Here is a 26,144-nt window from a genome sequence, read left to right as displayed (position 1 = left end):
CGAGATCGGTAGAGCGCCCAGCCCGCTGTTCGGATGTCAGCGCTGGCGGTTACGCGCCGCCAGTGTCCTCAGCCTGAGCGCGTTGAGGCGGATGAAGCCTTCGGCATCCTTCTGATCGTAGGCGCCGCGGTCGTCCTCGAAGGTGACCAGCGCATCGGAATAGAGCGTTTTCCTCGACTTGCGGCCGGTGACAATCACGTTGCCCTTGTAGAGCTTCAGCCGCACGGTGCCTTCGACGTCTTCCTGGCTCTTGTCGATCATTGCCTGCAGCATCAGCCGCTCGGGCGCGAACCAGAAGCCGTTGTAGATGAGCTCGGCGTAGCGCGGCATGAACTCGTCCTTGAGATGGGCGGCTCCGCGGTCGAGCGTGATCGATTCGATCGCCCGATGGGCGGCGATCAGGATGGTGCCGCCGGGGGTCTCGTAGACGCCGCGCGATTTCATGCCGACGAAACGGTTCTCGACCAGATCTAGCCTGCCGATGCCGTTGTCGCGACCGAGATCGTTGAGCGCTGCCAGCATCGTTGCCGGCGAGAGTTTCTTGCCGTCGAGCGCGATCGGATCGCCCTTGAGGAATTCGATCTCGATCTCGGTGACCTCATCGGGCGCGTCCATCGGCGAGATGGTGCGCTGGTGGACGAATTCCGGCGGTTCCGTCCACGGGTCCTCCAGCACCTTGCCCTCGGAGGAGGAGTGCAGAAGGTTCGCGTCGACGGAAAACGGCGCATCGCCCTTCTTGTCCTTCGGCACCGGGATCTGGTGCTGCTCGGCGAAGTTGATGAGATCGGTGCGCGACTTGAACGACCAATCGCGCCACGGCGCGATGACCTTGATGTCGGGGTTGAGCGCATAGGCCGACAGCTCGAAACGCACCTGGTCGTTGCCTTTGCCGGTGGCGCCATGGGCGATGGCATCGGCGCCGGTCTCTTTTGCGATCTCGACGAGATGTTTCGAAATCAGCGGCCGGGCGATCGAGGTGCCGAGCAGATAGGTGCCTTCATAGACGGCGTTGGCGCGGAACATCGGGAAGACGAAATCGGATACGAACTCCTCGCGGACATCGACGATGCGGATGTCCTTGATGCCCATCATCTCGGCCTTGCGCCTGGCCGGCTCCAGTTCGCCACCCTGGCCGAGATCGGCGGTGAAGGTGACGACCTCGGCGCCGAGCTCGGTCTGCAGCCATTTCAGGATGATCGAGGTATCAAGGCCGCCGGAATAGGCGAGCACGACTTTCTTGACGGCTTTTGCTTTCGACATGGTGGGCAGTTCCGCGACAGGGGTTCTTCGCGGGCGAGGTATCACGGCGTTTTAGGCCAGCGCAAGGGACGAACGATGCCTGGACCAGATGCTTCATCTCCAAGAGGCTGGCGAGGACACGGCTCTTGCGCTATGGCTGCGCCGTCTTTTGCCCCTACGAGACGAGCCATGTCCTTCATCCCCGACAGTACGACGCTTATCCAGTTCTCCATCGCCACCTTCATCCTGGCGATCACGCCCGGGCCTGACATGACGCTGTTCGTCTCGCGCACGCTGAGTCAGGGCCGTGCCACCGGCTTTGCCTCGATGGCCGGCGCCTTGTGCGGCACGCTGATTCACACCACGCTGGTGGTGGTCGGCGTCTCGGCGCTGATCGTCGCCTCGCCGATGGCGTTCTTCGTGCTGAAGATTTTTGGCGCCGGCTACCTGGTCTTCCTGGCATGGCAGGCGATCACAAAAGGGTCGGCGTTTTCACCGGAGAAGAAGAGCGGGCCGCAGATCTCGCTGTTCCGTAGCTGGGCGGCGGGGCTCGGGGTCAATCTGCTCAACCCGAAGATCATCCTGTTCTTCATGACCTTCCTGCCGCAATTCGTCTCCGCGCATGATCCCGACGCGCCGGGAAAGCTGTTCTTCCTCGGCGCGATGTTCGTCGTGCTGGCGATCCCAGTGACGGCGCCGATGGTGCTGGCGGCGGAAAAATTCTCGGCCGCGATGAAATCCAGCCCGCGCGTCACCCGCGTCGTCGACTATCTGTTTGCCGGAGTTTTTTCGGCCTTCGCGCTCAAGATCCTGACGGCCCAGGCGAAATAGGGCGTCCGATCTGACGCCAGCTTCCGGCCGAGCGCCCGGCGCTCAGCCAGTAGAAAATACCGCCGACCATGCCGCAGCCGATCACCGCCAGCATGACGCTGGTATTGGTAACCTCGAAATTGGCATCGGCCGTCTGGTGGACGAAGCCAAGGAAGACCGCCGAGACCACAGCACCCGCCAGCGCATAGAACAGCCAGTCACGCCGGCCAAGGATCTCGGAGACGAGGATGGCGATGGCGGCCGGCATGAAGGCGAAATAGGCGACGAACAGCGCGACGAAGGGGATTGAAAACCACAGCGACGCCTGCGCCGCCGGTTGCGTCTCGTCCGTTATCAGCCCAAGAGACGCCAGGAACATGATGTTAAGGAAGGCGCTGGCCGCCAGCGAAGCAACGCCGTAGCCGACAAGGATGACGGCGAAGCGGATCAGATAGGCGCCGACGCGATTCACGCCTCGCCATGCCCCGCGATCATCATCGCTTCCAGCGCCAGCCGGTCGACCTTGCGCATGCGCTCGGAGTCCGACTTGAGCTGGCCGCAGGCGGCGAGGATATCGCGGCCGCGCGGCGTGCGGATCGGCGAGGCATAGCCGGCATTGTTGATGTAATCGGCGAATTTCTCGATCGTTTCCCAGTCCGAGCACTGGTAGTTGGTGCCCGGCCACGGATTGAACGGGATCAGATTGATCTTGGCCGGAATGCCCTTGAGCAGCTTGATCAGCGCCTTGGCGTCGTCGATGGAATCGTTGACGTCCTTCAGCATCACATATTCGAAGGTGATCCGCTTGGCGTTCGACAGGCCTGGATAGGCGCGGCAGGCAGCGATCAGATCCTTCAGCGGATACTTCTTGTTGATGGGCACCAAGAGATCGCGCAAATCGTCATTGGTGGCGTGCAGCGAAATCGCCAGCATCACGCCGATCTCCTCGCCGGTGCGGAAGATTTCGGGCACGACGCCGGAGGTCGAGAGCGTGATGCGCCTCTTCGACAGGGAAAGCCCGTCGCCGTCGGATGCGATAAGCAGCGCCTTCTTCACCGCCTCGAAATTGTAGAGCGGCTCGCCCATGCCCATCATGACGATGTTGGATACTTTGCGGCCTTCGGCCGGCACGATGGCGCCGTCCGGCGTATCGCGGTCGGGGAAATCGCCGAGCCGGTCGCGGGCGGTCAAAAGTTGGGCGAGGATTTCCTCGGCCGTCAGGTTGCGCACCAGTTTCTGCGTGCCGGTGTGGCAGAAGGAGCAGGTCAGGGTGCAGCCGACCTGCGAAGAGATGCACAGCGTGCCGCGGCCTTCTTCGGGAATGTAGACGGTCTCGATCTCGACCGGCCGGCCGGCGCCGCGCGGCGGAAAGCGAAACAGCCATTTGCGCGTGCCGTCGGTGGAGATCTGCTCCTCGACGATTTCGGGCCTGGCGACGGTGAAATGCCTGTCGAGCGCCGCGCGCAGATCCTTGGAGATGTTGAACATGCCGGCAAAGTCGGAAACGCCACGCACATAGATCCAATGCCAGAGCTGTTGGGCGCGCATTTTCGCCTGGCGCTCCGGCACGATGCCGGCGGCGACAAGGGCGGCCCCAAGTTCGGCGCGCGTCAAGCCGATCAGCGACGGTTTTTCAGGCGTCGTGCGGGTGCGCAACGCGTCACGCGCGCCTTCGGCGGTAAGATCGAATGAAAGGGTCATTGTTGCGCCAATATAAGCGATTTGCGGCCGAATACAGCATCGTGCCCGAAATGAAGCGCGGCGCATAGCACAGCTTGATGGCGGAGTCATGCCGGGTTCTTCCTTCTCCCTTTGTGGGAGAAGGTGGCCGAGCGAAGCTCGGTCGGATGAGGGGTGTTCCAGCTTGGCGCCGACGGCGTTCCGTCCAACACCCCTCTTCCGTCTCGGCGCTGCGCGCCGATCCACCTTCTCCCACAAGGGGAGAAGGGAAGACTGCGCCTAACCGCCTACTTGCACTTGGCGATCGAGGCCAGCGCCGCCGAGATGCCCTTCAGCGAGAAGACGTAGGTGGTGGTGTTGCCGCGGCCGGACTTGGCCGACACCTTCATGTCGGTGCCGGTCTTCATCGCGGCGATCAGCACCGGCTCCTCGGCGGCGTTCTCGACCCAGGCCGACTTGCCGCGCGTGAACATCGAAAAAGACTTCTTGTCGATGGTGACGGTGGCCTTGGAACCCTCCTGGAAGGTATAGCCGGCGATGAATTGCGGCTCGTAGGACACTTGCTGCCCCGGCCGCTGGCTGACGAAGAAGAACATGTCGCCGTGATCGAGCGTCGGCGGCTGCTTGTCGGTTGGCACCGTCAGGACATAGCAGACCTTGCCGCCGCCCGACGCCTGATAACTGTAGGTGCCCCAGGCATTATGCTGGCCGATCTTGGTTGCCGACTGCGCCAGCGCGGGCGCCGTCAAGGCCACCAGGGCCAGGCTGGAAACTATAGCAATCAATCCGCGCATCGCTTTTCCCGTATTCCACTGGTGCGGCGGCAGGCCGGCTCGGCGTCCTGCCCGTCGCTTCATTTTGATTTAATCTGGGTTACCAAACGGTGAATTTCCCTGAGAAAAGGATGTTCACGCCAGGAAACCGCCGCCGTCTTCGCGCTGCCGCTCGAAAAAGCGGCTGGCGCACTGTCCCTGCCGCGACTTGGAGGCCACGAAAACGGCAAGAGTTTGACTTTTCAAGCAGCTAGGTCCTTGCAGCCATCCTGGCTTTTCTGATGTACGTGACGAATTTCCCTCCAGATGGTACCATGTCTACGTTCGCCTCCACGACGTTCGGCCAGGGCGCCCTTCTTGGCGGCTACGGGAGATTTGGCCATGGCCGTTTCCGAGACAGTCCTGATCCTGGCGGGCGGCACAGCCGTCCTGGCGATTGTGTTCGGCATTCGTGTCGCCATGCGGCGGGCGGCCGGTGGCGCGGTGCGCCGGTCGGATGCCGGGGAGACGGCGGGCGGATCGGGCGCGCCCGACGTGGCCGGGGTCATTGCGCTGCCACCTTTGATCTTCCTCGGCTTCCTGGTGGCGGCAACCGTGCTCGAGGTGCTCGTGCCGCTCCCGGTCATGGCCGGGCAGGCGCTCGCCCGCTATCTGACCGGCGCCGTCCTCGCGGTGTGCGGCTTCGTGTTCATCTTNTCGCCCGCTATCTGACCGGCGCCGTGCTCGCGGTGTGCGGCTTCGTGTTCATCTTTATGGCAGCGGGCCGCTTTCAGGCCGCTGGAACCAACATACCACCGACCTTGCCGACGACGGCGCTGGTCGTCGACGGTATCTATCGGCGCACCAGGAATCCGTTCTATCTGGGAACGACCCTCATCTATTTGGGCCTCGGCGTCGCGGCCGGAAGTCTTTGGGCTATTGCGCTCGTCGTCCCGCTGCTGTGGGTGATCAATACCGGCGTAATCGCGCCGGAAGAGCGCTATCTCGAGCGGAAGTTCGGAGATGCCTATCGCGCCTACAAGGCGCGGGTGCGGCGGTGGGTTTGACGGCCGGAAAGTCGGTTCTCACGCGATTTTTTGCGCCGTACCGGCTCAGCTCTTGTCGGCGATGGCCTGCCTGGCGGCGAGCCGGTGCGCCGGCGTGATGTGGGCGCTGACGGCGGTAATCGCGGCGGTCAGCACGGCGATGTCGTCGGTGAAGCCTAGCCCAAGGATGAAATCGGGGATGACGTCTGTCGGCAGCACGAAATAGCCGAGCGCAGCCAGCAAGGTGCCCTTGGCGCGCAGCGGCGTCTTCTTGTCCATGGCACAGTAATAGGCGGCGACCACCTCTTCCATGAACGGGATCTGCCGGGCGGCCTTCTTCGCCGTACGCCAGAACTTTTCGCGCACTTCGCTCTCGTTGCCCGGCTTGCTGCCGAGGCCAAAGAAATCAAAACCGGATTTTTGCGCCATCAACCTCTCCTTGCGGCCGTCGCGTGACTTCACGCGTGACCGCGAGGCAAAATGTGGTGAAAGCCGAACCTCGCTGCAAGGTGCAGATAGGCTCAGCCGCCGAAATAGCGGTTCATTTTCCTGGCCAGATCGAAATCCAGCGCGGTCAGGCCGCCGGCGTCGTGCGTGTTGAGGGTCACGTTTACCGTCTTATAGACGTTCGACCAGTCGGGATGGTGGTCCATCTTCTCCGCGGCCAGGGCAACGCGGGTCATGAAGGCAAAGGCTTCGGAGAAATTCTTGAAGGTGAAGCTGCGGGTGATCGAGCCACCATCCTTGGCCAGCGACCAGCCGTCGAGGCCGGCAAGTTCGGCGCGGATCGCCTCTTTTGCTAGTTTCTCCCTGGCCATGTCCGTCTACCGCATGATCCGCGAAGCGTCGGCGGCGCCGACCAAACGGCTGGCGACGCGGTTGTCAGCACCTGAAAGCGGCCAGGCTTCCTCGACGACATAAGGCCCGCCGCCGACCGAATCGCGTGACGACATCAGCACGAAGCGGCCGATCCGGAACGGCAGCGTCGAAAAATTGCCGCGCGCCGACAGATACTGGGCGACGTCGAGCGGGCTCGAATTGCGCAGGCGGGCCAGCGTCACATGCGGCGTGAACTTGCGCGGGTCGGCCGGGATGCCGAGCCGCTGGCAGATGCGATCGATCTCGGCCTGCAATGCGGAAAGATCGGGCGAAGCGGCGACCCCGGCCCACACCGCATGCGGCTTCTTCTGGCCGAAGGCGCCGACGCCGGACAGCGTCAGCGGGAAGGACGGGCGGTGAACACGGTCGAGCGCATTGGCGATGTCGTCGGCGACATGGCCCTCGACATCGCCGATGAAGCGCAGCGTCAGATGATAGTTTTCGACGTCGATCCAGCGGGCTCCGGGCAGGCCGCCCCTGAGCAGGGACAGCGAAAGAGCGGCATCACGCGGTATCTCGAGGGCGGTAAAAAGACGCGGCATGGCAAGCCTCCTGTCCTCGAATCGAACTCTTGCCCCTAGCGAATCATCGATATTCAAACGGGGCAAGGGGTTTGTTGGTCGCAGGCCTGCCTAAAAGCTTCCCCTGCGGAAGGTGTTGCGACGGCGAACCCTCGCCTTCAGGAATTGCCCCGGACCGCTTCAATGGTCTTCTCCACACTGGGCAGGATACCCTCGACGATGCGGTCGACGCCTCGGGCGTTTGGATGAAGGCCGTCCTCGAGTTGCAGGACGGATTGACCGGCGATGCCCTCGAGAAAGAAAGGATAGAGCGGCACGCCATATTTTTCAGCCAGTCTCGGAAAGGTCGCGTCGAAGGCGTTCTGGTAGTCGGCGCCGAGATTGGGCGCCGCGCGCATTCCGGCAAGCAAAACGGCGATCTTGCGCTGCTTCAGTTTTGCCAGCATGGCGTCCAGGTTCCTTTCCGCTATGGCGGGCGAAACGCCGCGCAGCATGTCATTGGCGCCGAGCTCCAGGATGACCAGCTGCGTGCCGTCCGGCACCGACCAGTCGAGCCGCGACAGGCCGCCGCTCGTCGTATCGCCGGAGACGCCGGCGTTGGCGACCGTGACATCGTAGCCCTTGGCGCGCAGCGCCGCCTGCAGCTTCTCGGTGAAGCCCTGACCTGGCCCGAGGCCATAACCCGCCATCAAGCTGTCGCCGAAACCGACAATGGTGAACGGTTCGGCGCGCGCCGACGAAATGGCGCCGCAAATGGCGAGGAAAAGGGCGAAGGCTGCGGCAAAGGTGTGTTTGAAAGCCATGCGGCAGGCCCCATATGACCAGGAACATCTGTTGGCGAAGGCAGGTTTTCGTCTTTGTCGAGCATCGGATGCACTAGCCTTCATCCCCCATATAGGACGATTTGATTTTGGAAGAAGCCGTCATTTCGCTGAAAGACGTATCGCTGACGCTCGGCGAAGGTGCATCCTCGGTCCATGTGCTGAAGGGCGTCAGCCTCGATGTGGCGGGCGGCGAAGCGACCGGCATCGTTGGACCTTCAGGTTCGGGAAAGTCGACATTGCTGATGGTTTTGGCCGGGCTTGAAAGGGTCGATTCGGGCACGGTCCGAATTGCCGGCGAGCTGCTCAACGGCAAAAGCGAAGATCAGATCGCATCGTTTCGGGGACGAAACATCGGCATCGTGTTCCAGTCTTTCCATCTCATCCCCAATATGACGGCGCTGGAAAACGTTGCCGTCCCGCTGGAGCTTGCCGGCCATGTCGATCCGTTCGGCGTAGCGGCACGCGAGCTGGCGGCGGTCGGTCTCAGCGATCGCGTCACCCATTACCCCGGCGAATTGTCTGGCGGCGAGCAACAGCGCGTGGCGATCGCCCGGGCACTGGCGCCGTCGCCGCGCATCCTGATCGCCGACGAGCCGACCGGCAATCTCGACCAGGCAACGGGGCGGCACGTCGCCGACCTGCTGTTTGCCAAGGCGGCCGAACGCGGCATGACGCTGGTGCTGGTCACGCATGACCCGCTACTCGCGGCGCGCTGCTCGCGCCAGGTGTCGATGCGGTCGGGGCTGATCGAAGACGCGCCTAAGCCGGCCACCAGGGCTGGCAAGGTGACCGCCTGATGCCGCTGGCGCAAACGCTGAGGCTCGCCTTTCGGTTTTCGCTGCGAGAAATGCGTGGCGGGCTGTCCGGCTTCCTGATCTTCCTTGCCTGCATCGCGCTCGGCGTCGCTGCGATCGGCGGCGTCAATTCGGTGGCGCAGGCTATTTCCGCCGGTGTTGCCGACCAGGGCCAGACGCTGCTCGGCGGTGATCTCCGCTTCCAGCTCAACCAACGCGATCCGACCAGAGCCGAACGCAGCTTCCTCGACCGGCTTGGCACGGTTTCGCACAGCGCCAATATGCGCTCGATGGCGAGGCTCGAGGACGGCTCCGACCAGGCGCTGGTCGAGGCCAAGGCGGTCGACGGCGCCTATCCGCTCTATGGTGCGCTGGAGACCGAGCCGGTGCTGTCGCGAGAGGATCTGTTCGGCGAAAAATCCGGCGTCTTCGGCGCCGCCGCCCCGGACCTCTTGTTCGAGCGGCTGAACCTTGGCATCGGTGACCGGCTAAAGCTCGGCAGCGCGACGTTCGAGCTGCGCGCCAGGCTGGTCAACGAGCCGGATGCAGTGTCGGATGGCTTCGGTTTTGCGCCGCGGCTGATGGTGTCGACCGACGGGCTTGCCGCTTCCGGCCTGATCCAGCCGGGCAGCCTGGTCGAGAACGCCTATAAGGTCCGCCTGCCCGGCGGCACCACTGAGGCACAGATCAAGGCGATCCAGGAGCAGGCGGCAAACCAGTTCCCGCAGGCCGGCTGGTCGATCCGCACGCGCAGCAACGCAGCGCCGGCGCTGTCCTCGAATATCGAGCGGTTTTCGCAATTCCTGACGCTGGTCGGGTTGACGGCGCTGGTGGTCGGCGGCGTCGGCGTGGCCAATGCCGTGCGTGCCTATCTCGACGGCAAGCGCGGCGTCATCGCCACCTTCAAGAGCCTGGGGGCTTCGGGCGGGTTCGTCTTTGCCGTCTATCTGGTGCAGATCCTGATGATCGCAGCACTCGGCATCACGCTAGGCCTTGTGCTTGGCGCGCTGATGCCGTTCGCGGCCAGCGCGGCACTCCAATCGGTCATTCCAGTGCCGGCGGAAGGTGGGTTCTATCCCGGCGCCCTCGGCATGGCAGCGCTGTTCGGGCTGCTGGTGACGCTGGCTTTCGCCTTGCTGCCGCTCGGCCGCGCCCGCGACGTGCCGGCAACGGCGCTGTTTCGCGAAATGGGTTTCGAGGGCCGCGGTTTTCCCCGCCCGCTCTATATCGCCGCGGCATTGGGCATCGCGCTGCTGCTCGCGGTACTGGCGATCCTGTTTTCCGGCGACCGCCGTATTGCCTCGATCTTCGTCGGCGCCACGATCTTTTCGTTCCTGGTGCTGCGTGTGGTCGGCTCGCTGGTGCAGTGGGCGGCGAAGAAAAGCCCGCGCGTGCGCTCGACCGCGCTCAGGCTCGCCATCGGCAACATCCATCGGCCTGGCGCCTTGACGCCGTCCGTGGTGCTGTCGTTGGGACTCGGGCTGACGCTGCTGGTGACGCTGGCGCTGATCGACGGCAATCTCAGGCGGCAGATTTCGGGCAGCCTGCCGGAAAGGGCACCGAACTTCTTCTACGTCGATATCCAGAGCGGTGACGTCGATGCCTTCTCCGCGCTGGTCGGCAAAGAGGCACCGCAAGGCAAGCTGATCAAGGTGCCGATGCTGCGCGGCCGGGTGATGGCGCTCAACGGCGTCGATGTCGACAAGGTCAAGGTTCCGGCCGAAGGCGCCTGGGTACTGCGCGGCGATCGCGGCCTGACCTATGACGCAAAGCTGCCGGAGAATGCGACGCTGACCGAGGGCAGCTGGTGGCCGGAGAACTATGCCGGCGAGCCGCTGGTCTCGTTTTCCGCCGAGGAAGGCAAAGAGATCGGGCTGAAGCTGGGCGACACCATCACCGTCAACGTGCTCGGCCGCAACATCACGGCCAAGATCGCCAATTTCCGCCAGGTCGAATGGGAAACCATGGGCATCAATTTCGTCATGGTGTTCTCGCCCAACACATTCGCCGGTGCGCCGCATGGCTGGTTGGCGACGCTGACCGAGACGAATGCGTCGGCAGCCGACGATGCGCATCTTCTCAACGCCGTCACGCGTGCCTTTCCCGCGGTGACGACGGTCAGGGTCAAGGACGCGCTCGAAATCGTCAACCGGCTGGTGGCGCAGCTCGGCACAGCAATCAGGGCAGCAGCGGGCGTGGCGTTGATCGCCTCGGTGCTGGTGCTGGCCGGGGCGCTCGCCGCCGGCAACCGGGCTCGCATTCACGACGCGGTGGTGCTGAAGACCCTGGGTGCGACCAGGAAAACGCTGATCGCCGCGTTTTCGCTGGAATACATGCTGATCGGCCTTGCTACCGCGATCTTCGCGCTGGCGGCGGGCGGTGTGGCGGCATGGTTCGTCGTCGCGCGCATCATGACGCTGCCATCGCACTTCATGCCCGAGGTGGCGGTGGCGACCATCGGCTTTTCGCTGGTGGTCACGGTCGGCATCGGCCTTGCCGGCACGTGGCGGGTGTTGGGCCACAAGGCGGCGCCGGTGCTGCGGAATCTTTGAGCCAGAGCCGTTTTTGATTAAATCTCGGTAATGTCCCGGGCGGGAAGGCCAATAAAACCGTATCTCTGGCAGTTCACGGAGCATTACGCTTGGTTACGGTCTTGTCCTTTACGCCAAGAACCATCATATTTCGGCGCAGGCATGCTGGAGCCCCGCCAGCGGCGCCTGGGTTCAAAGGACCTGACACCGGACGGGGCAGAAGCAATATGAGGATTTCCATGGCTGATCCCGTTCGCAATTATCAGACGCGCGCCGTGCCCGGCGCCGGCGTCGATGCTGCCATCGACCAGGGCCTGCGGGCCTACATGATTAAGGTCTACAATCTGATGGGGCTTGGCCTCCTCATCACCGGCCTTGCCGCGGTCGGCACAATCATGCTGGCCACCACCAGCGATCCCGCCTCGGCCGTCGCGACGTTGCCAAGCGGCGAGATGCTGACCTCGTTCGGCTACGCGATCTTTGGTTCGCCGCTGAAATGGCTGGTGATCTTTGCCCCTCTGGCAGCGGTGATGTTCCTGTCGTTCCGAGTCCAGTCGATGAGCGTTTCGGGCGCGCAGACGACGTTCTGGGTCTACGCCGGCCTCGTCGGCCTGTCGCTGTCGTCGATCTTCCTGGTCTACACCACCGCCAGTATCTCGCAGACCTTCTTCGCCACCGCCGCCGCCTTTGGCGGGCTGTCGCTCTACGGCTACACGACCAAGCGCGATCTCTCGGCGTTCGGGTCGTTCCTGGTCATGGGCCTGGTCGGCCTGATCATCGCGATGGTGATCAACATCTTCCTGCAGTCGTCGGCGCTTTCCTTCGCCGTTTCGGCGATCGGCGTGCTGATCTTCGCGGGCCTCACCGCCTACGACACGCAGAACATCAAGGAGATGTACTTCGAGGGCGACGAGACTGATGTCGCCGGCCGCAAGGCGATTATGGGCGCATTGAGGCTCTATCTCGACTTCATCAACCTGTTTATGTTCCTGCTGCAGTTCATGGGCGACCGTCGCTAAATACGGTTTTCCTGGACCAGCGAGTTTGGAAAGGGCGGCCCAATGGCTGCTCTTTTCTTTTGTGCCGGCTTTTGCTGTGATATAGGGCAGATGAACGACGTGCCTAAATTATGAGCAGCATCACCTTGCGGGCCGCGACGTCGGCCGATCTCGACCGGATCACGGAAATCTATGCCGACGCGGTGACGAATGGCACGGCGAGCTATGAACTCGAACCGCCAAGCCGTACCGAGATGGGCGCGCGCTTCGACAGCCTGATGGCGGGCGGCTTTCCCTATCTCATTGCGGAAAAGGCCGGCGGCGTGCTCGGCTATGCCTATGCCGGGGCGTTCCGGCCGCGCCCGGCGTACCGCTTCGTCGTTGAGGATTCCGTCTATGTCGCGCCCGAGGCCAAAGGGCAAGGCGTCGGGCTGCTCCTGATGCAAGGGCTGATCGAGGCGGCCAAGGCGGCGGGTTTTCGCCAGATCATCGCGGTGATCGGCGACGGCCGGCCCGACAGCGCCTCGGTACGGCTGCACGAGAAGCTCGGCTTTCGTCATTCCGGCCGCCTGGAAGGCTCAGGCTACAAGCACGGACGCTGGCTGGACACGGTGTTCATGCAGCTGCCGATCAATGGCGGGGCGTCCATCCCGCCTGATCCGCAATCGCTGCCCGAGCGGAAGTTCCGCCAGCAAAAATAAAGGGTTACGCCTCGACCAGCTTCAGTGTTCGGTCGAACACGCCAAGCACCCGGCCGAGTTCCTGGCCGCGCTTGAGGATGCGCCCGCCGGCGGCGATGACGGCGAACGCGCCTTGCCGTCGCGCCAGCTTCGGATCCTTGACGATCTGGAAAAGCGGCACTTCGCTGGTGCGGCGGAAGACGGAAAAAACGGCGCGGTCGGCGAGATGGTCGATGGCATAGTCGCGCCACTCGTTGGCGGCAACCATACGGCCGTAGAGCCTGAGGATCTGGTCCAGTTCGCGCCGGTCGAACCGCACCGGCTGGTCGAGGCGTTCGCGTCTTGCCTCATGCAGCGGGATCAATATTGCGGATGCGTCCCCATCCTCCGTCCCGCTGCTGCGATCAGTCATGCCTGGATCCTCGCAATGAATCGTACGCCGACCAAAGTTGGCGCTTTCGTTGCCGAATTGCAAGGCCCGGCCGGGCAAGGCCAGCACCGCGCGGTTTCTCCAGCGTCCAGTCACGTTTGCGAAACGCCTGTTGGAATTGGTGATGCTTCGCCACAATCCTGCCTTTTTTTATCCGTGCTCATGCCCCAATGTCCGACGAATTTACCGGTGTTGCCTGAGACGGTTCGGTCCGGCACCGGCTCGTAAACCCCAAGCCCCCCGCCCACGGGTCTGCGTCGGATCGAACCAACCTCGGTTTTTCCTTGGAAAGATCGGGTGCGACGATCCCAAAACCTAAATGACCGGCGTCAGAAGCAAGCTGACGCCGGTTTTTTATTGGCCGGAGCCGTGGCGGTGCGATCCGTCCGGATTGGCTGCCATCAGAAGGTTGAGCGCGGTTCTCCCTTCTCCCCTTGTGGGAGAAGGTGTCGCCGAAGGCGACGGATGAGGGGTGTTCCAGCTTGGCAATTTCCTTGAAATCGCCGCCGCCTCAATTCTTCCAGCACCCCTCAACCGTCTCGGCGCTGCGCGCCGATCCACCTTCTCCCACAAGGGGAGAAGGAGAGGTCCCCGCTTAAGGCTTGCGGATAAAGGCTGCGCCCAGGATCGGCCCGGGCATGCCGTCCTTGCCGACCGACTGCAGCAGCACGGCGCAGCCGCCCTTCTTGGCGATCTCGCTCATCGGCAGTTCGTAGCGCTGCGCCTTGCCGTGCCACATGCCGGCGGTCTGGATGGTGGAGACGGCGTTCCAGTAGGTCATGCTGCGGCCGCTGTTTTCGCCCTTGCCGATCTTTATCGTCTGTGGCGGGTTGAAATAGACGATGACGACATGCGCGTCGGTGGGGCCGGTCACGGCGTCGCCGGCATCGATCATGACGCGATCGCTGGTCCGGCTGACCTTGATGCCGACGCGCATGCCTTCGCCGACCCTCTCCATGCGGGCCAGCGCGCCGTCGACTTCCTCGCGGCTGGCGCCGTTGACATGGCTGCGGCCGTTTATGACGGCTTGCGGGGTGTAGACGGAACGACTGCCGAAGGCGCGCATATACTCGTATTGCCGCTCGGTATTTTCCTTGCGGCTCAGCGTGTCCTGCCAGCCGAGGTAATCCCAATAATCGACATGATAGGCGAGCGCGACGATGTCCTCCTTGGCGGCAAGCTCGGCGAAGAGTTCGTCGGCCGGCGGACAGGAGTTGCATCCCTGGCTGGTGAAGAGCTCGACGACGCCTAATGGCTTGTCAGCTGGCTCGGCAAGGGCCGTGCCGGCAAACGCCGAGAGGGCCAGCGCAAGGGCCGCAAGCCGCAATGGTCTTCGAGATGGCATGGCCGTTCCGATCCCGCCGGTGACGCCGGCTTTGTTCTGGTTGTCGAAATATGTGGCAGAAGCGGCAGTCAACGGGAAGTCACGTTGCGGTGAAATTTTGCCGTTGCAACCGCTGGCAAGGGCGCAATAGGTGGACTTGCACTTCACGATGGAAGCGATTCGGGCGGCAATCAGCATGTGGCAATCTCTCCTGGCGCCGGTCGACCTCTATTGCGAACGGACGGGGCCGGAATTCTGGGCCGAACCGCTCAATGCGCTGAGCAATCTGGCTTTTTTTGCCGCCGGGCTATGGGGTGTCTGGCAGGTGCGCAAGCGCGGCACCGGCACCTTCGCCGAAGTGCTGGCCTGGTGGGTGGTGGCGATCGGCGTCGGCTCGTCGCTGTTCCACACCTTTGCCACAAGGGCAATGATCCTGGCCGACGTGCTGCCCATTGCAGGGTTCACGCTGGCCTACACGCTGTTCAACCTGCGACGTTTTCTCGGCATGAAATGGGGCAAGGCGATCGCCATTTTCGTTGCCTTTTACGCCGTTGCCGGGCTGGTGACCTTTGCCGTGCCGGACTGGCTGCGCCAGGCGTCGAACGGGACGACCGGCTATCTGCCGCCGTTTCTGGCGCTCGCCTTCTTCGGCGCCTGGGTGGCGGCCAGCGGCAATCGCGCCGGCTGGTACAATCTGGCGGGTTCGGCGATCTTCGTCGTGTCGGTCATCTGCAGGATGATCGATCCGCTGGTCTGCGGCGGCTTTCCGCTCGGCACGCATTTCCTGTGGCACATATTCAACGGGCTGATGCTCGGCGTGCTGCTGGCGGCGACAGCGCGGTTTGGAAAGCCGGGAATTGGGGGAATAGGGCAGTAGGGGAATAAGTCGCTTCTCCTTGCTTCACCCTACTGCCCTACTCCCTTATTGCCCTACTCCCTTAAGCGGCCAGATCGCGCAGCACGTATTGCAGGATGCCGCCATTCTTGAAGTAGTCGAGCTCGTCCAGCGTATCGATGCGGCAGATGATCGGAACCTCTTTGACGCTGCCGTCGCCGTAGGTGATCCTGGCGATCATCTTCTGCCGCGGCTTGATGTTGCTCAGTCCGTCGATCTCGACCAGTTCGTCGCCCTTGAGGTTGAGCGAGGCCCATGAGGTGCCTTCCTCGAAGACGAAGGGGATCACGCCCATGCCGACCAAATTGGAGCGGTGGATGCGCTCGAAGGACTGGGCGATGACCGCGCGGACGCCCAGCAAATTGGTGCCCTTGGCCGCCCAGTCACGCGACGAGCCGTTGCCATATTCGACGCCGGCGAAAATGACCAGCGGCACGCCTTCCTTCTTGTAGCGCATCGCGGCGTCGTAGATCGATTCCTCTTCTTTCGAGGGGTAATGGATGGTGTAGCCGCCCTCGCGGCCGTTCTCGCCCAGCATATGGTTGCGGATGCGGATATTGGCGAAGGTGCCGCGCATCATTACCTCATGATTGCCGCGGCGTGTGCCGTACTGGTTGAAATCGGCGACGCCGACGCCGTGGTCGGTGAGATACTTGCCGGCCGGCGAGGCCGCCTTGATCGAACCGGCCGGCGAAATGTGGTCGGTGGTGATCTTGTCGCCGAACAGGCCGAGCACACGCGCGCCCTTGATATCGCCGATCTTGCCGAAGCCTGACTTCATGCCGGCGAAATAGGGTGGGTTCTGCACATAGGTCGAATTGTCGTCCCAGGCATAGGTCTGGCCTTCCGGCGCCTTGACATTCTGCCAGTACTCGTCGCCCTTGAAGACGTCGGCATACTTGCGGGCGAACAATTCGCGCGTGACGTTCTTCTCGATGAATTCCTGGATCTCGACCGAACTTGGCCAGATGTCTTTGAGATAGACCGGACTGCCGTTGCGATCGTCGCCGAGCGGCTCGGTGGTCAGATCTTTGGTCACGGTCCCGGCCAGCGCGTGGGCGACGACCAGCGGCGGCGAGGCGAGATAGTTCGCCTGCACGTCGGGCGAGACGCGGCCTTCGAAATTGCGGTTGCCGGACAAGACTGCCGCAGCAATCAAGCCCTTATCGTTGATGGTCTTGGAGATCGGCGCCGGCAACGGGCCGGAATTGCCGATGCAGGTGGTGCAGCCGAAGCCGACCAGGTTGAAGCCGATCTGGTCGAGCTCCTTCTGCAGGCCGGATTTCTCGAGATATTCGGCGACGACCTGGCTGCCCGGCGCCAATGAGGTCTTGACCCACGGCTTCTGCTTGAGGCCGAGCCGGTTGGCGTTGCGCGCCAACAGCCCGGCGCCGATCAGCACGCTCGGGTTCGAGGTGTTGGTGCAGGAGGTGATGGCGGCGATGACCACATCGCCATGGCCAAGATCGTAGTCCGTGCTCTCGACGGCATAGCGCTTGTCGATTTCGGCGGCCTTCCTGTATTCGGTCTCCATGGCCTTGGCGAAGCCGGCCGGAATGTCTTCAAGTGCGACCCGGCCTTCAGGCCGCTTCGGGCCGGCCATCGACGGGACGACACTGCCGAGATCGAGCTCCAGCAGGTCGGTGAAGACCGGATCGGCAGAGCCGGCATCGCGCCACAAGCCTTGCGCCTTCGAATAAGCCTCGACCAGGGCGATGCGGCTTTCGTCGCGACCGGACATTGTGAGATAGCGGATGGTTTCGCTGTCGACCGGGAAGAAGCCGCAGGTGGCGCCATATTCTGGCGCCATGTTGCCGATGGTGGCGCGATCGGCCAGCGTCATGTTGGACAGGCCCGGCCCGAAGAATTCGACGAACTTGCCGACGACGCCCTTCTTGCGCAGCATCTGCGTGACGGTGAGCACCAGGTCGGTGGCGGTCACGCCTTCCCTCAACCTGCCGGTGAGGTGAAAGCCGATGACTTCCGGCAGCAGCATGGAGACCGGCTGGCCGAGCATCGCGGCCTCCGCCTCGATACCGCCGACGCCCCAGCCGAGCACGCCAAGGCCGTTGATCATCGTGGTGTGCGAATCGGTGCCGACGCAGGTGTCGGGATAAGCGGTGGTCTCGCCATCTTCGCTGTTGGTCCACACGACCTGGCCGAGATACTCAAGATTGACCTGATGGCAGATGCCGGTGCCGGGCGGCACGACGCGGAAATTGCGGAACGCCTGCTGGCCCCATTTCAGGAATTTGTAGCGTTCCTCGTTGCGCTCATATTCAAGCTCGACATTGCGGGCGAAAGCCAGTGGCGTGCCGAATTCGTCGACGATGACCGAGTGGTCGATGACTAGATCGACCGGCACCAGCGGATTGATCTTTTGCGGGTCGCCGCCGAGCGAGGCCATGGCGTCGCGCATGGCGGCAAGGTCGACCACGGCTGGAACGCCGGTGAAATCCTGCATCAGCACGCGAGCCGGGCGATAGGCGATCTCGACGCCGGCGGTGCCCCGGTCAGTCAGCCAGCCGGCGACCGCCTGGATGCTCTCCTTGGTGACGGAACGGCCGTCCTCGTTGCGCAGCAGATTCTCCAGCAGCACCTTCATCGAATAGGGCAATTGGGCGATGCCGGTGAGGCCGTTCTTTTCGGCCTCGACAAGGTCATAGTAGATGTACTCGGCGCCGCCGGCGGTCAGCGTGCGGCGGCAATTGAAGCTGTCGAGTGATTTGGACACGTGCGATCCCTAACTGTCGGTTGCCGGAAGGGAACGGACGCCAGTGGGCATGCAAATCACGCGCAAAGGTGCGGGTACGGCCATTTCCGCTATCCGTTCCCAAGCGTCCGGGCCGTTCAAGGCGGCACGCGCGCTGGTTCGGCGCAAATTCGGTTCCCGTGCCGACCGCTGGCACGGATGATGCGGATATAGAGAATTTTCTGGAATAGTTCTAGACACGGATTCGCCATTTTTGCTGCGGCGCACCGAAGCCGCACCTGAACTTTCGGCGAAGGGGGACGGATGCGGCTGATCGCCGAAAATCTGGGCGGCGAACGCGGCGGCGAGACGGTATTTTCCGGCATCGAATTCGCGCTGGGGGATGGCCAGGCGCTGGTCGTCACCGGGCCGAACGGCGCCGGCAAATCGACGCTGCTCAGGATCGTCGCCGGGCTGTTGCCAGTGGCGGCAGGCCGTGTGCGGTTCGAAGATGGTGGCGAAGACTTTCCGTCGGCCGCCTCGGCGTGTCACTATCTCGGCCACCTCAACGCGATGAAGACGGCGCTGAGCGTTACGGAAAACCTGTGCTTCTGGCGCGATTTTTCGGGCGCCGGTTCCGCGGGTGTTGAAGAGGCGCTGGAAACCGTCGGGCTGGGCGGCATCGGCCATCTGCCGTTCGGCTATCTCTCGACCGGGCAACGCCGCCGCGCGGCGATTGCAAAACTGCTGGTAAGCCACCGGCCATTGTGGCTGCTCGATGAGCCGACGGCAGGACTGGACAAGGCTTCGGAGGAGAGATTCGGCGAATCGATGGGGAAGCACCTCGAGAGTGGGGGAATCGTGGTTGCGGCGACGCATTTGCCGCTGGGGATCGAGGGAAAGGAATTGAGGATGACCGGCTGATGTTGACATTCCTTCACGCCCCCCTCTGTCCTGACAGCCAATCTCCTCCCTTGAGGGGGAGATGTCCGGCAGGACAGAGGGGGGTGCCCAGGCGAAAGCATCTCACATCATGCTAGCCCTCTTCCTCCGCGACATCCGCCTGAGTATCCGCGCCGGCGGCGGGGCGCTTACCGGCGTGATTTTCTTTCTCGCCGTTATCGCGACCATCCCCTTCGGCGTCGGTCCCGAGCTGAAGCTGCTGGCCCGCATCGGCCCGGCGATCCTGTGGATCGCCGCCTTGCTGGCCTGCCTGCTCGGCCTCGACCGGCTGTTCCAGGCCGACCGCGAGGACGGCTCGCTCGATCTTCTGGTGCTTGGCAACGACCGGCACATGCTGGCCTTGACCGTGCTGACGAAATGCCTGGCGCATTGGGCGGGAAGCGTGCTGCCGCTGGTCATCGCCGCTCCCTTGCTCGGCCTGTTCATGAACATGGAGCCGGCCGGCATCGGCGCCACGGCGTTGACGCTTCTGGTAGGCACGCCGGCGATCACCTTCATCGGTGCTGCCGGTGCAGCGGTGGCAGTGGCGTTGCCGCGTGGCGGGCTGCTCATCTCGGTGCTCGTGCTGCCGCTGACCATTCCCGTGCTGATCTTCGGCGTATCGGCAAGCTATGGCGCGGTGGCGGACCCCGATCCATTCCTGCAGCCCTTCCTCATTCTTGCCGCGCTGACCTTGTTTCTTGCCGTGCTCGGCCCTGTGGCGGCGGCGCTGGCGCTGCGGCACGGAACGGATTGATGTGTTGGCTTCAGCTCATGCCTGCGGCGCGGCGAACAATTGCGGAGCCGATGGCGCAGCGTTAAGAGAAGACATGTTGGAACGGCGTGAGACGGACCGGTTGGAAAGCGCCGCGGAGCGAAAAGCATGAGCGTACATGCGCTTTATGTCACCGCCGCCTATGCGATCACGGCCGTGGCGCTGGGCGGGCTGATCGGCTGGATTCTGCTCGACCAGCGCGGCCGCAAGCGAGAGCTTGCCGAGCTGGAGGCATCCGGCGTGCGCCGGCGCTCCGATAAGGCAGTAAAATCATGAGCACGGAAGCCCAAACACCGGCGCGCCGCCGCCTGATCGTGCTGCTGCCGCTGCTGGTCTTTCTCGGGCTGGCGGGATTGTTCCTGGCGCAGCTTTTGTCCGGGCGCGACGTGTCGGAAGTGCCGTCAGCGCTGATCGGCCTGCCGGCGCCGCAGACCAACCTGCCGGCGCTCGAAGGCACCAATTTGCCGGGCCTCGATTCAAAACAGTTCGCCGGCAAGGTGACGCTGGTCAACGTCTTCGCGTCCTGGTGCGCGCCGTGCCGCGAAGAGCATCCGGTGCTGCTGGCGCTGTCGCAGGACAGACGCTTCGTCATGGCGGCGCTGAACTACAAGGACCAGCCGGAAAACGCCCGTCGGTTCCTTGGCGATCTCGGCAACCCATTCCAGGCGATCGGCGTCGACCAGGCCGGACGCACGGCGATCGACTGGGGTGTCTACGGCGTGCCGGAGACCTTCGTCATCGGCAAGGATGGCAAGATCGCCTATAAGCATGTAGGGCCGCTGACGCCGGACTCGGCGCGGACGCTGCTGTTACCCGAAATCGAGAAGGCGCTGGCCATGCCGGGCTGATGGCCCGCCGTTTCGTCATGCTAGGGTCTTTGCTCCGCTTTGCGTCGCTACGCCCAAGGATGACGAACGTGATAGGTCGACCACGTGATAGGTCNAGGGTCTTTGCTCCGCTTTGCGTCGCTACGCCCAAGGATGACGAACGTGATAGGTCGACCACGTGATAGGTCGACCGAAGACTCAGCCGTAGATCTGCTTGTGGATCTGGTAGAGCATTTCGCTGCGGTCGGCGCGCATGTCGGCGAGGTCACGGCTGCTGAAGCTGTCGATTTCGGCGACGAGGCGGTTGTAATGCCGGCGCTTGGCGATGCTGGCGCGAGCGCGGCTCATAAGGCTGTCGATGATCATAGCGAGTTTCCTTTTTGCGCCGCGTTTCGCGGCCAGTTGTTCCTCCCTTGATCGATACGGAGCATGACATAGTTATGGTGCATTGCAAAAATAAGATGTTGCAATGCACCATTGCGCTGGGCGCATAGCCGGTTAACGGGATGTGACCTGCCGTCCGGGCCAGCATTCGCTTCCATAATGCTTCTGACGCATCATCGATCTTGCCATATCGATCGTGGGCTGGCTTGATCGCGCCTTGCCAAGCGACTGCTACCGGGAGGAACCATGGCCAGCGAATTCTACGAAGTTCTCGATCCGCGCTTTTCGCGGCTGTTCAACGGCAATGCACAGGTCGACAGGCTGTTTACCGGCTGCCGATGGGCGGAAGGACCGGCCTGGTTCGCGGCCGGGCGCTATGTGGTCTGGTCCGACATCCCGAACAATCGCATGCTGCGTTACGACGAGACCGACGGCAGCGTCAGCGGGTTCCGTCAGCCGTCCGGCAATTCCAACGGCAACACGGTCGACCGGCAAGGCCGGCTGGTTACTTGCGAGCATTCCGGCCGCCGCGTCAGCCGCACCGAGCATGACGGGTCGGTAGTCACCATCGCCGACAAATGGCGCGGCAAGCGGCTGAACTCGCCCAATGACGCCGTGGTCAAGTCCGACGGCTCGATCTGGTTCACCGACCCGAGCTACGGCATCGATACCGATTACGAGGGCGACAAGGCCGAAAGCGAGATCGGCGCCTGCCATGTCTACCGGGTCGATCCCGGCACCGGCGAGACCGAGGCGGTGATCACCGACATGGTCAGGCCCAACGGGCTCGCCTTCTCCCTTGACGAGAGCAAGCTCTATGTCGCCGACACTGGCCGCACGCATGGTGCACAAAACCCGGCGCACATCCGGGTGTTCAATGTCGACCAGGGCGGCAAGACGGTCTCAGGCGAAAAGGTCTTTGCCGACTGCACCGCCGGCCTGTTCGACGGTTTCAGGCTGGATGCGGACGGCCGCATCTGGACCAGTGCCGCCGACGGGATCCATTGCTACGATCCGGACGGGACGCTGATCGGCAAGGTCAAGGTACCGGAAGTCGTTGCTAATTGCGTGTTCGGCGGCAACAAGCTGAACTGCCTCTACATCGCCGGCACGACCTCGCTCTACATGGTCCGGCTCATGGTCAACGGCGCCAAAACCTACTGAGCGGCCGCCAAGCATATGCAAGGGAGGGAACCATGCCATTCGTGAATATCCGCCTGGTCAAGGAGGTGATTGCCGATGACCCGGCCGGCAAAAAGGCCGCGATCGCCGCCCAGGTGACAGCGGCCATCACCAGCGTCACCGGCCTGACCAACAATGATGTCTGGGTGGTTTTCGAGGAGGTCGCTGCACGCGACTGGTTCGTCGGCGAGACCGACGTCGAGACGCGGAGGGGCAAGGGATAGTTCTCGGCACAGATTGGCCGCAGCTCCTAGCGTCGTCATCCCAGGGCGGAGCAGGAGCGAAGCTCCGTCGCGGAGACCCTGGGATGACGAAAGCACGGTCCGGCGTTCACCGCGAGCGGATGAAGCCCGCGAAGGCCGAAACGGCGCGGCGCATCGTCAGCCGGTTTTCCGGCTGCGATAAGATATCCTCCACCTCCGGCGGCCTCTTGCCGAGCAGCGCGATTTCGAGCGCTGCTTCCTCATGGAGCGCGAAAGACATTGTCCGCATGACCTCGGCCAGTGCGGCGCGGGCAAACAGCGAGCGCGGCGAGGCGTGGACCAGCGTGGCCGGCTTGCCGACGGCGGCATCGCGCGACACCAGCCAGTCAAGCGCGTTCTTTAGGCCGCCTGGCACACCGTGGGCATATTCCGGGCAGGAGACGATGACGCCGTCAGCGGCGGTGACCGCATCGATCAGCACTGCTGCTTGCAGCGGCGTCCGCTCGCCTTCCTCGTCGGGGTTGAAAATCGGCAGCCGGCCAAGCCCATCGTAGACGGAGACGTGACAGTCCGGCGGCGCGTTTTGCGCGAGTGCCGCGAGCAGGGCCGAATTGGTCGAGGCGGCGCGCAGGCTGCCGGAGATGGCGAGGATGTTGAGCAAAGGAATGGAGACCGGCTTGGGCGATTCGTTGCCGATCACGCTACCACATGGTCTCCCTGTATTCCTCGTCCAGCCAGCGGTCGGTCGCCTCGGCCGAATCGGCGAGCGCCAACTGGTCGCGCAGGATCTGGCCGAGCGTCGGCAGCGTCGCGCGGTCGTACCAGCTCTCCGGCTTCCACAATTCGGAGCGCATGAAGGCCTTGGCGCAATGCATGTAGGCGGCCTTGACCGTCACCACGACGACGCTTTGCGGTGCCTTGCCGTCGACCGCCAGCCGCTCACGCAATGCCGCATCGACGGTGATGCGGGCATCGCCATTGACACGCAGCGTTTCGTTCATGCCGGGAATGAGGAAGAGCAGCCCGATCGAGGGATTGAGAAGGATGTTCTCCAGCGTGTCGAGCCGGTTGTTGCCGGGACGGTCGGGGATGACGATGGTCTTCTCGTCGAGCACTGTTACGAAGCCCGGCCTGTCGCCCTTGGGCGTCACATCGGCATTGCCGGCGCCGTCGGACGAGCCGATCAGCACGAAAGGGCTCTTGCCGATGAAGGAACGGCAGTGGCCGTCCAATGCCTTCAGTTCCTTGCGGATCGAGCCGTCAGTCGGCCGAGGCGTCTTGTAGATCGTCCTCAACTCGTCGCGTGTGGTGATGAATTCCATGCCCCTCTCCTCTTATTCTGACGCAATTCCCTAGGGAAAGCGCTACGCGCTTTTCCCGGGAAAACCGCTACACACTTTCCTGGAATTGCTCTATTTGCCGGCCTTCTCTTCCTTGCCGGTCTTGTCCTCGAGCGAATGGCGCAGGATCAACGGCATTTGGCTTAACGTGAAGACAAGGGTAATGGGAATCGTGCCCCAGACCTTGAAATAAAGCCAGGCTTCCTCAGAAAAGTTGCGCCACACGACCTCGTTCAGCGCAGCCAGAAAAAGGAAGAAGAGCCCCCATCGGAAAGTGAGTTTGCGCCAGCCTTCAGCGTCGAGATTGAAGGCGGAATCAAAGACATAGCCCAACAGCGATCTGCCAAACGCCAACCCGCCAAGCAACGTGATGCCGAACAGGCTGTTGATGATTGTCGGCTTCATGAAAGCGAAGGTCTTGTCCTGCAGCCACAGCGCCAGTGCGCCAAACACAAACACCACGATGGCCGAGACCAGCGGCATGATCGGCCAGCTGCGCGTCAAGATCCACGAAACGCTGAGCGACAGCGCCGTCGCCACCATAAAGAACGCTGTGGCAATCAGGATAGGCTCGCCGATATGGCCGAGGATCGGAAATTTCCCGACAAGCCACGCGCCGCGGATGGTGGTGAAAAAGAACACCAGGCCAGGCCCGAGCTCGAGCAGGAATTTCAGGCCGGGGTTCAACGCCTTGCGGCGTGGATCGGACAGGTCGCGTTCGAGGATGGGTGGGCTCATAAGATCCTTCTTACGCATGATTCAATCCAAAAAGTCTGCAACTTTTCGGGATCATGCTCGTCAAGCCACGCCAGCGATCGCCCTGGCGAATTCGCTTGCGGAAAAGGGTTCGAGGTCGTCGACCTGTTCGCCGACGCCGATGAAATAGACCGGCAATTTGTGCTTTGCCGCGATCGCCACCAGAATACCGCCGCGCGCCGTGCCGTCCAGCTTGGTCATCACCAGGCCGTTGACGCCGGCGACATTGCGGAAGATCTCGACCTGGTTGAGCGCGTTCTGGCCGGTGGTGGCATCGACCGTCTGCAGCACCGTGTGCGGCGCTTCCGGATCGAGCTTGCCCAGCACCCGGACGATCTTTTCCAGTTCCGCCATTAGTTCGGTCTTGTTCTGCAGCCGCCCGGCGGTGTCGATGATCAGCACGTCGGAGCCGGCCTCCTTCGCGCGCTCGAATGCATCGTAGGCGAGGCCGGCGGCATCGGCGCCGAGCTTCGAGGCAATGACCGGCGAGTTGGTACGCTCGCCCCAGATCTTCAGCTGCTCGATCGCGGCTGCGCGAAAGGTGTCGCCGGCGGCGAGCATCACCGAGAGACCGCCATCGGTGAGCTTCGCCGCCAGCTTGCCGATGGTCGTGGTCTTCCCCGTGCCGTTGACGCCGACCACCAGGATGACATGCGGCTTGTGGCTGAGGTCGAGCTCCAACGGCATGGCGACGTGGGTCAGCACCTTCTCAACCTCGGCCGCCATGATGGCCCGGACTTCGGTGTCGGAGACGTCCTTGCCGTAGCGGCTGGCGGAGAGCGCGTCGGTAACGCGCAAAGCCGTCTCCATGCCGAGATCGGCGCGGATCAGCACATCCTCCAGGTCCTGCAGCGTGTCCTCGTCAAGCTTCCGCTTGGTGAAGACGCCGGCGATGTTGCCCGACAACTCCCGGGAAGAGCGGGCAAGCCCGTCTCGCATGCGCTGGAACCAGGAACGCCTCGGCGCCGGTTCGGGCGCCTTCTGCGGCTCGGCTTTCTGCTCGACCTTCTTGGTTACGGTGACTTTGCCGGGGGCGGGCTTTGGCTCCGGCGATGGTTGCGGAACGGCTTCTGGCTCGGGCTTTACCTCCCCCTCGATGGGAGGGTGGGGCGCCGGCACGACCTCCGGTTCGGGCGCGATCTCGGTCAAGATCGGTTTCGTCTCGGCCGGCGCTGGCTGGCGGATCGGGGGCGGTATTTCGGCGGGAGGGACTTCGCGCGCTGGCGCTGCTGAGGGAGCCTCGGTGGGCACTACCGGCACTTCGACGGGTGCAGGTTCTGGCTGGGAGGGGACGATTTCTGGCTGCTGCGGCTCGGCCCGGATCTCCTCCGGTTCCTCAGCAGGCGTTTCCGGCTCGGGTGGAATGGTCGGCGGCGGCTCAGGCTTCTGCGATTCCGGCGCCGGTTGGGGTGCCGGAGGCAACTCTGGTTCGACTGGCGGTGGAGGTACGGCTTCGACTTCGGGTCGCGACTCGTCGCGTTTCAAAAACTCCGGGACGGCCTGCTCGGCGGCCGGTTTCAGCGCCTCCAGTTCGTCCCATTTGATCGGCGGCAGCGGTGCGGTCTCGTCGGGCCGCTCCTCGACGACTTCCTTCTTGCCGAACGAAAATATCTTCTTGAAAAAACCAGCCATGTCTTGCG

29 protein-coding genes are annotated in these 26,144 nt (G+C 63.2%); 13 read left to right on the top strand and 16 right to left on the bottom strand.

What is annotated here, in order from left to right:
* Nucleotides 1–36 precede the first annotated feature (36 nt).
* Nucleotides 37–1,260, bottom strand: coding sequence for an argininosuccinate synthase (locus tag X773_RS68910; protein ID WP_023679834.1), 1,224 nt, complete (start codon nt 1,258–1,260; stop codon nt 37–39).
* 168 nt (nt 1,261–1,428) lie between these two features.
* Between X773_RS68910 and X773_RS68905 the strand changes: the two genes are divergently transcribed.
* Complete coding sequence (locus tag X773_RS68905) at nt 1,429–2,070, top strand: LysE family translocator (RefSeq protein WP_023679833.1); 642 nt, start codon at nt 1,429–1,431, stop codon at nt 2,068–2,070.
* On the opposite strand, the gene X773_RS68900 is transcribed toward X773_RS68905, so the two are convergent.
* The 3 genes from X773_RS68900 to X773_RS68890 form a co-directional block, all read right to left on the bottom strand.
* Nucleotides 2,042–2,521, bottom strand: coding sequence for a hypothetical protein (locus tag X773_RS68900; RefSeq protein WP_023679832.1), 480 nt, complete (start codon nt 2,519–2,521; stop codon nt 2,042–2,044). The genes X773_RS68905 and X773_RS68900 overlap by 29 nt on opposite strands.
* On the bottom strand, nt 2,518–3,750 hold the full coding sequence (gene rlmN, locus X773_RS68895; protein WP_023679831.1) for a 23S rRNA (adenine(2503)-C(2))-methyltransferase RlmN: 1,233 nt from the start codon (nt 3,748–3,750) through the stop codon (nt 2,518–2,520). Before rlmN ends, X773_RS68900 begins: the two co-directional genes overlap by 4 nt.
* Before the next feature lie 266 nt (nt 3,751–4,016).
* Nucleotides 4,017–4,523, bottom strand: a complete 507-nt coding sequence (locus X773_RS68890; RefSeq protein ID WP_023721899.1) for an invasion associated locus B family protein — start codon at nt 4,521–4,523, stop codon at nt 4,017–4,019.
* A 698-nt stretch (nt 4,524–5,221) separates the two neighbouring features.
* On the opposite strand from X773_RS68890, the gene X773_RS78520 reads away from it, so the two are divergent.
* Nucleotides 5,222–5,548, top strand: a complete 327-nt coding sequence (locus tag X773_RS78520) for an isoprenylcysteine carboxylmethyltransferase family protein (RefSeq protein WP_245274824.1) — start codon at nt 5,222–5,224, stop codon at nt 5,546–5,548.
* 45 nt (nt 5,549–5,593) lie between these two features.
* Here the strand turns inward: X773_RS78520 and X773_RS68875 are convergent, their stop codons facing one another.
* The 4 genes from X773_RS68875 to X773_RS68860 form a co-directional block, all read right to left on the bottom strand.
* A complete protein-coding gene (locus X773_RS68875; RefSeq protein WP_031212728.1) occupies nt 5,594–5,956 on the bottom strand; it encodes a YkvA family protein in 363 nt (120 codons plus the stop codon).
* A gap of 92 nt (nt 5,957–6,048) precedes the next feature.
* Complete coding sequence (locus tag X773_RS68870; RefSeq protein WP_023679826.1) at nt 6,049–6,345, bottom strand: 4a-hydroxytetrahydrobiopterin dehydratase; 297 nt, start codon at nt 6,343–6,345, stop codon at nt 6,049–6,051.
* 6 nt (nt 6,346–6,351) lie between these two features.
* Nucleotides 6,352–6,948 (bottom strand): RNA 2',3'-cyclic phosphodiesterase, encoded by a 597-nt coding sequence (gene thpR / locus X773_RS68865; RefSeq protein ID WP_023679825.1) that lies wholly within the window; start codon nt 6,946–6,948, stop codon nt 6,352–6,354.
* A 137-nt stretch (nt 6,949–7,085) separates the two neighbouring features.
* On the bottom strand, nt 7,086–7,730 hold the full coding sequence (locus X773_RS68860; protein WP_023679824.1) for an arylesterase: 645 nt from the start codon (nt 7,728–7,730) through the stop codon (nt 7,086–7,088).
* 107 nt (nt 7,731–7,837) lie between these two features.
* On the opposite strand from X773_RS68860, the gene X773_RS68855 reads away from it, so the two are divergent.
* The 4 genes from X773_RS68855 (at nt 7,838) to X773_RS68840 (ending at nt 12,775) form a co-directional block, all read left to right on the top strand.
* On the top strand, nt 7,838–8,548 hold the full coding sequence (locus tag X773_RS68855; RefSeq protein ID WP_031212726.1) for an ABC transporter ATP-binding protein: 711 nt from the start codon (nt 7,838–7,840) through the stop codon (nt 8,546–8,548).
* Nucleotides 8,548–11,097 (top strand): ABC transporter permease, encoded by a 2,550-nt coding sequence (locus tag X773_RS68850; protein ID WP_023679822.1) that lies wholly within the window; start codon nt 8,548–8,550, stop codon nt 11,095–11,097. Before X773_RS68855 ends, X773_RS68850 begins: the two co-directional genes overlap by 1 nt.
* Before the next feature lie 218 nt (nt 11,098–11,315).
* Nucleotides 11,316–12,095 carry a Bax inhibitor-1/YccA family protein gene (locus X773_RS68845; protein ID WP_023679821.1) on the top strand — a complete coding sequence of 260 codons (780 nt, stop codon included), beginning with the start codon at nt 11,316–11,318 and terminating at the stop codon, nt 12,093–12,095.
* A gap of 110 nt (nt 12,096–12,205) precedes the next feature.
* Nucleotides 12,206–12,775, top strand: coding sequence for a GNAT family N-acetyltransferase (locus X773_RS68840; protein ID WP_023679820.1), 570 nt, complete (start codon nt 12,206–12,208; stop codon nt 12,773–12,775).
* Between the two features lie 4 nt (nt 12,776–12,779).
* On the opposite strand, the gene X773_RS0139430 is transcribed toward X773_RS68840, so the two are convergent.
* Nucleotides 12,780–13,166 (bottom strand): DUF2794 domain-containing protein, encoded by a 387-nt coding sequence (locus X773_RS0139430; RefSeq protein ID WP_031212724.1) that lies wholly within the window; start codon nt 13,164–13,166, stop codon nt 12,780–12,782.
* 613 nt (nt 13,167–13,779) lie between these two features.
* Nucleotides 13,780–14,529: a thioredoxin family protein gene (locus X773_RS68835; protein WP_031212721.1), complete on the bottom strand. Its 750-nt coding sequence runs from the start codon at nt 14,527–14,529 to the stop codon at nt 13,780–13,782.
* Nucleotides 14,530–14,704: 175 nt separating this feature from the next.
* On the opposite strand from X773_RS68835, the gene X773_RS68830 reads away from it, so the two are divergent.
* Nucleotides 14,705–15,385: a ceramidase domain-containing protein gene (locus tag X773_RS68830; protein ID WP_023679817.1), complete on the top strand. Its 681-nt coding sequence runs from the start codon at nt 14,705–14,707 to the stop codon at nt 15,383–15,385.
* A 61-nt stretch (nt 15,386–15,446) separates the two neighbouring features.
* Here the strand turns inward: X773_RS68830 and acnA are convergent, their stop codons facing one another.
* Nucleotides 15,447–18,137, bottom strand: a complete 2,691-nt coding sequence (acnA, locus tag X773_RS68825) for an aconitate hydratase AcnA (protein ID WP_023679816.1) — start codon at nt 18,135–18,137, stop codon at nt 15,447–15,449.
* Nucleotides 18,138–18,419: 282 nt separating this feature from the next.
* Here acnA and ccmA point away from each other — a divergent pair, with 282 nt between their 5' ends.
* The 4 genes from ccmA to X773_RS68805 all read left to right on the top strand — a co-directional run bounded on the left by ccmA (nt 18,420) and on the right by X773_RS68805 (nt 20,660).
* A complete protein-coding gene (ccmA, locus tag X773_RS68820; protein WP_023679815.1) occupies nt 18,420–19,019 on the top strand; it encodes a heme ABC exporter ATP-binding protein CcmA in 600 nt (199 codons plus the stop codon).
* Nucleotides 19,020–19,128: 109 nt separating this feature from the next.
* The gene (ccmB, locus tag X773_RS68815; protein ID WP_023679814.1) at nt 19,129–19,794 is read left to right on the top strand and encodes a heme exporter protein CcmB; all 666 of its coding nucleotides are present in this window, start codon (nt 19,129–19,131) and stop codon (nt 19,792–19,794) included.
* A 126-nt stretch (nt 19,795–19,920) separates the two neighbouring features.
* Complete coding sequence (gene ccmD / locus X773_RS68810) at nt 19,921–20,088, top strand: heme exporter protein CcmD (protein WP_023679813.1); 168 nt, start codon at nt 19,921–19,923, stop codon at nt 20,086–20,088.
* Nucleotides 20,085–20,660, top strand: coding sequence for a DsbE family thiol:disulfide interchange protein (locus X773_RS68805; protein ID WP_023679812.1), 576 nt, complete (start codon nt 20,085–20,087; stop codon nt 20,658–20,660). The genes ccmD and X773_RS68805 overlap by 4 nt, the downstream gene beginning before the upstream one ends.
* A 177-nt stretch (nt 20,661–20,837) precedes the next feature.
* Here the strand turns inward: X773_RS68805 and X773_RS75415 are convergent, their stop codons facing one another.
* Complete coding sequence (locus X773_RS75415) at nt 20,838–21,005, bottom strand: hypothetical protein (RefSeq protein ID WP_023679811.1); 168 nt, start codon at nt 21,003–21,005, stop codon at nt 20,838–20,840.
* A 264-nt stretch (nt 21,006–21,269) separates the two neighbouring features.
* Here X773_RS75415 and X773_RS68800 point away from each other — a divergent pair, with 264 nt between their 5' ends.
* Nucleotides 21,270–22,187: an SMP-30/gluconolactonase/LRE family protein gene (locus X773_RS68800; RefSeq protein WP_023679810.1), complete on the top strand. Its 918-nt coding sequence runs from the start codon at nt 21,270–21,272 to the stop codon at nt 22,185–22,187.
* A gap of 32 nt (nt 22,188–22,219) precedes the next feature.
* Nucleotides 22,220–22,429 carry a tautomerase family protein gene (locus X773_RS68795; protein WP_023679809.1) on the top strand — a complete coding sequence of 70 codons (210 nt, stop codon included), beginning with the start codon at nt 22,220–22,222 and terminating at the stop codon, nt 22,427–22,429.
* Nucleotides 22,430–22,535: 106 nt separating this feature from the next.
* Here X773_RS68795 and X773_RS68790 read toward each other — a convergent pair whose 3' ends face one another.
* From X773_RS68790 to ftsY, 4 genes are all read right to left on the bottom strand, one after another.
* Nucleotides 22,536–23,069, bottom strand: a complete 534-nt coding sequence (locus X773_RS68790) for an NADPH-dependent FMN reductase (protein WP_031212720.1) — start codon at nt 23,067–23,069, stop codon at nt 22,536–22,538.
* 40 nt (nt 23,070–23,109) lie between these two features.
* Nucleotides 23,110–23,730, bottom strand: coding sequence for a pyridoxamine 5'-phosphate oxidase family protein (locus X773_RS68785; RefSeq protein WP_023679807.1), 621 nt, complete (start codon nt 23,728–23,730; stop codon nt 23,110–23,112).
* A gap of 90 nt (nt 23,731–23,820) precedes the next feature.
* Nucleotides 23,821–24,486, bottom strand: a complete 666-nt coding sequence (locus tag X773_RS68780) for a septation protein A (protein WP_023679806.1) — start codon at nt 24,484–24,486, stop codon at nt 23,821–23,823.
* A 60-nt stretch (nt 24,487–24,546) separates the two neighbouring features.
* Entirely contained in the window at nt 24,547–26,136 is a 1,590-nt protein-coding gene (ftsY, locus tag X773_RS68775; RefSeq protein ID WP_023679805.1) for a signal recognition particle-docking protein FtsY, read from the bottom strand.
* Between the last annotated feature and the right edge of the window lie 8 nt (nt 26,137–26,144).

It is taken from the genome of Mesorhizobium sp. LSJC280B00 (genome assembly GCF_000502835.1).
Lineage (GTDB): Bacteria > Pseudomonadota > Alphaproteobacteria > Rhizobiales > Rhizobiaceae > Mesorhizobium.
Note: the sequence above shows the minus strand (reverse complement) of the source record. Positions and strands in the feature narration are given on the sequence as shown.

Bases quoted from the DNA above. Each gene is read 5' to 3' on its own strand.
- X773_RS68860 (WP_023679824.1), bottom strand. From the start codon at position 7,730: ATGGCTTTCAAACACACCTTTGCCGCAGCCTTCGCCCTTTTCCTCGCC.
- X773_RS68905 (WP_023679833.1), top strand. From the start codon at position 1,429: ATGTCCTTCATCCCCGACAGTACGACGCTTATCCAGTTCTCCATCGCC.
- X773_RS68800 (WP_023679810.1), top strand. From the start codon at position 21,270: ATGGCCAGCGAATTCTACGAAGTTCTCGATCCGCGCTTTTCGCGGCTG.
- X773_RS68835 (WP_031212721.1), bottom strand. From the start codon at position 14,529: ATGCCATCTCGAAGACCATTGCGGCTTGCGGCCCTTGCGCTGGCCCTC.
- X773_RS68870 (WP_023679826.1), bottom strand. From the start codon at position 6,345: ATGGCCAGGGAGAAACTAGCAAAAGAGGCGATCCGCGCCGAACTTGCC.
- X773_RS68845 (WP_023679821.1), top strand. From the start codon at position 11,316: ATGGCTGATCCCGTTCGCAATTATCAGACGCGCGCCGTGCCCGGCGCC.
- ftsY (WP_023679805.1), bottom strand. From the start codon at position 26,136: ATGGCTGGTTTTTTCAAGAAGATATTTTCGTTCGGCAAGAAGGAAGTC.
- thpR (WP_023679825.1), bottom strand. From the start codon at position 6,948: ATGCCGCGTCTTTTTACCGCCCTCGAGATACCGCGTGATGCCGCTCTT.
- ccmB (WP_023679814.1), top strand. From the start codon at position 19,129: ATGCTAGCCCTCTTCCTCCGCGACATCCGCCTGAGTATCCGCGCCGGC.
- X773_RS68785 (WP_023679807.1), bottom strand. From the start codon at position 23,730: ATGGAATTCATCACCACACGCGACGAGTTGAGGACGATCTACAAGACG.
- X773_RS68795 (WP_023679809.1), top strand. From the start codon at position 22,220: ATGCCATTCGTGAATATCCGCCTGGTCAAGGAGGTGATTGCCGATGAC.
- ccmA (WP_023679815.1), top strand. From the start codon at position 18,420: ATGCGGCTGATCGCCGAAAATCTGGGCGGCGAACGCGGCGGCGAGACG.
- X773_RS68830 (WP_023679817.1), top strand. From the start codon at position 14,705: ATGTGGCAATCTCTCCTGGCGCCGGTCGACCTCTATTGCGAACGGACG.
- X773_RS68910 (WP_023679834.1), bottom strand. From the start codon at position 1,260: ATGTCGAAAGCAAAAGCCGTCAAGAAAGTCGTGCTCGCCTATTCCGGC.
- X773_RS68890 (WP_023721899.1), bottom strand. From the start codon at position 4,523: ATGCGCGGATTGATTGCTATAGTTTCCAGCCTGGCCCTGGTGGCCTTG.
- X773_RS68850 (WP_023679822.1), top strand. From the start codon at position 8,548: ATGCCGCTGGCGCAAACGCTGAGGCTCGCCTTTCGGTTTTCGCTGCGA.
- X773_RS75415 (WP_023679811.1), bottom strand. From the start codon at position 21,005: ATGATCATCGACAGCCTTATGAGCCGCGCTCGCGCCAGCATCGCCAAG.
- X773_RS68780 (WP_023679806.1), bottom strand. From the start codon at position 24,486: ATGAGCCCACCCATCCTCGAACGCGACCTGTCCGATCCACGCCGCAAG.
- rlmN (WP_023679831.1), bottom strand. From the start codon at position 3,750: ATGACCCTTTCATTCGATCTTACCGCCGAAGGCGCGCGTGACGCGTTG.
- X773_RS68875 (WP_031212728.1), bottom strand. From the start codon at position 5,956: ATGGCGCAAAAATCCGGTTTTGATTTCTTTGGCCTCGGCAGCAAGCCG.
- X773_RS0139430 (WP_031212724.1), bottom strand. From the start codon at position 13,166: ATGACTGATCGCAGCAGCGGGACGGAGGATGGGGACGCATCCGCAATA.
- X773_RS68840 (WP_023679820.1), top strand. From the start codon at position 12,206: ATGAGCAGCATCACCTTGCGGGCCGCGACGTCGGCCGATCTCGACCGG.
- ccmD (WP_023679813.1), top strand. From the start codon at position 19,921: ATGAGCGTACATGCGCTTTATGTCACCGCCGCCTATGCGATCACGGCC.
- X773_RS68805 (WP_023679812.1), top strand. From the start codon at position 20,085: ATGAGCACGGAAGCCCAAACACCGGCGCGCCGCCGCCTGATCGTGCTG.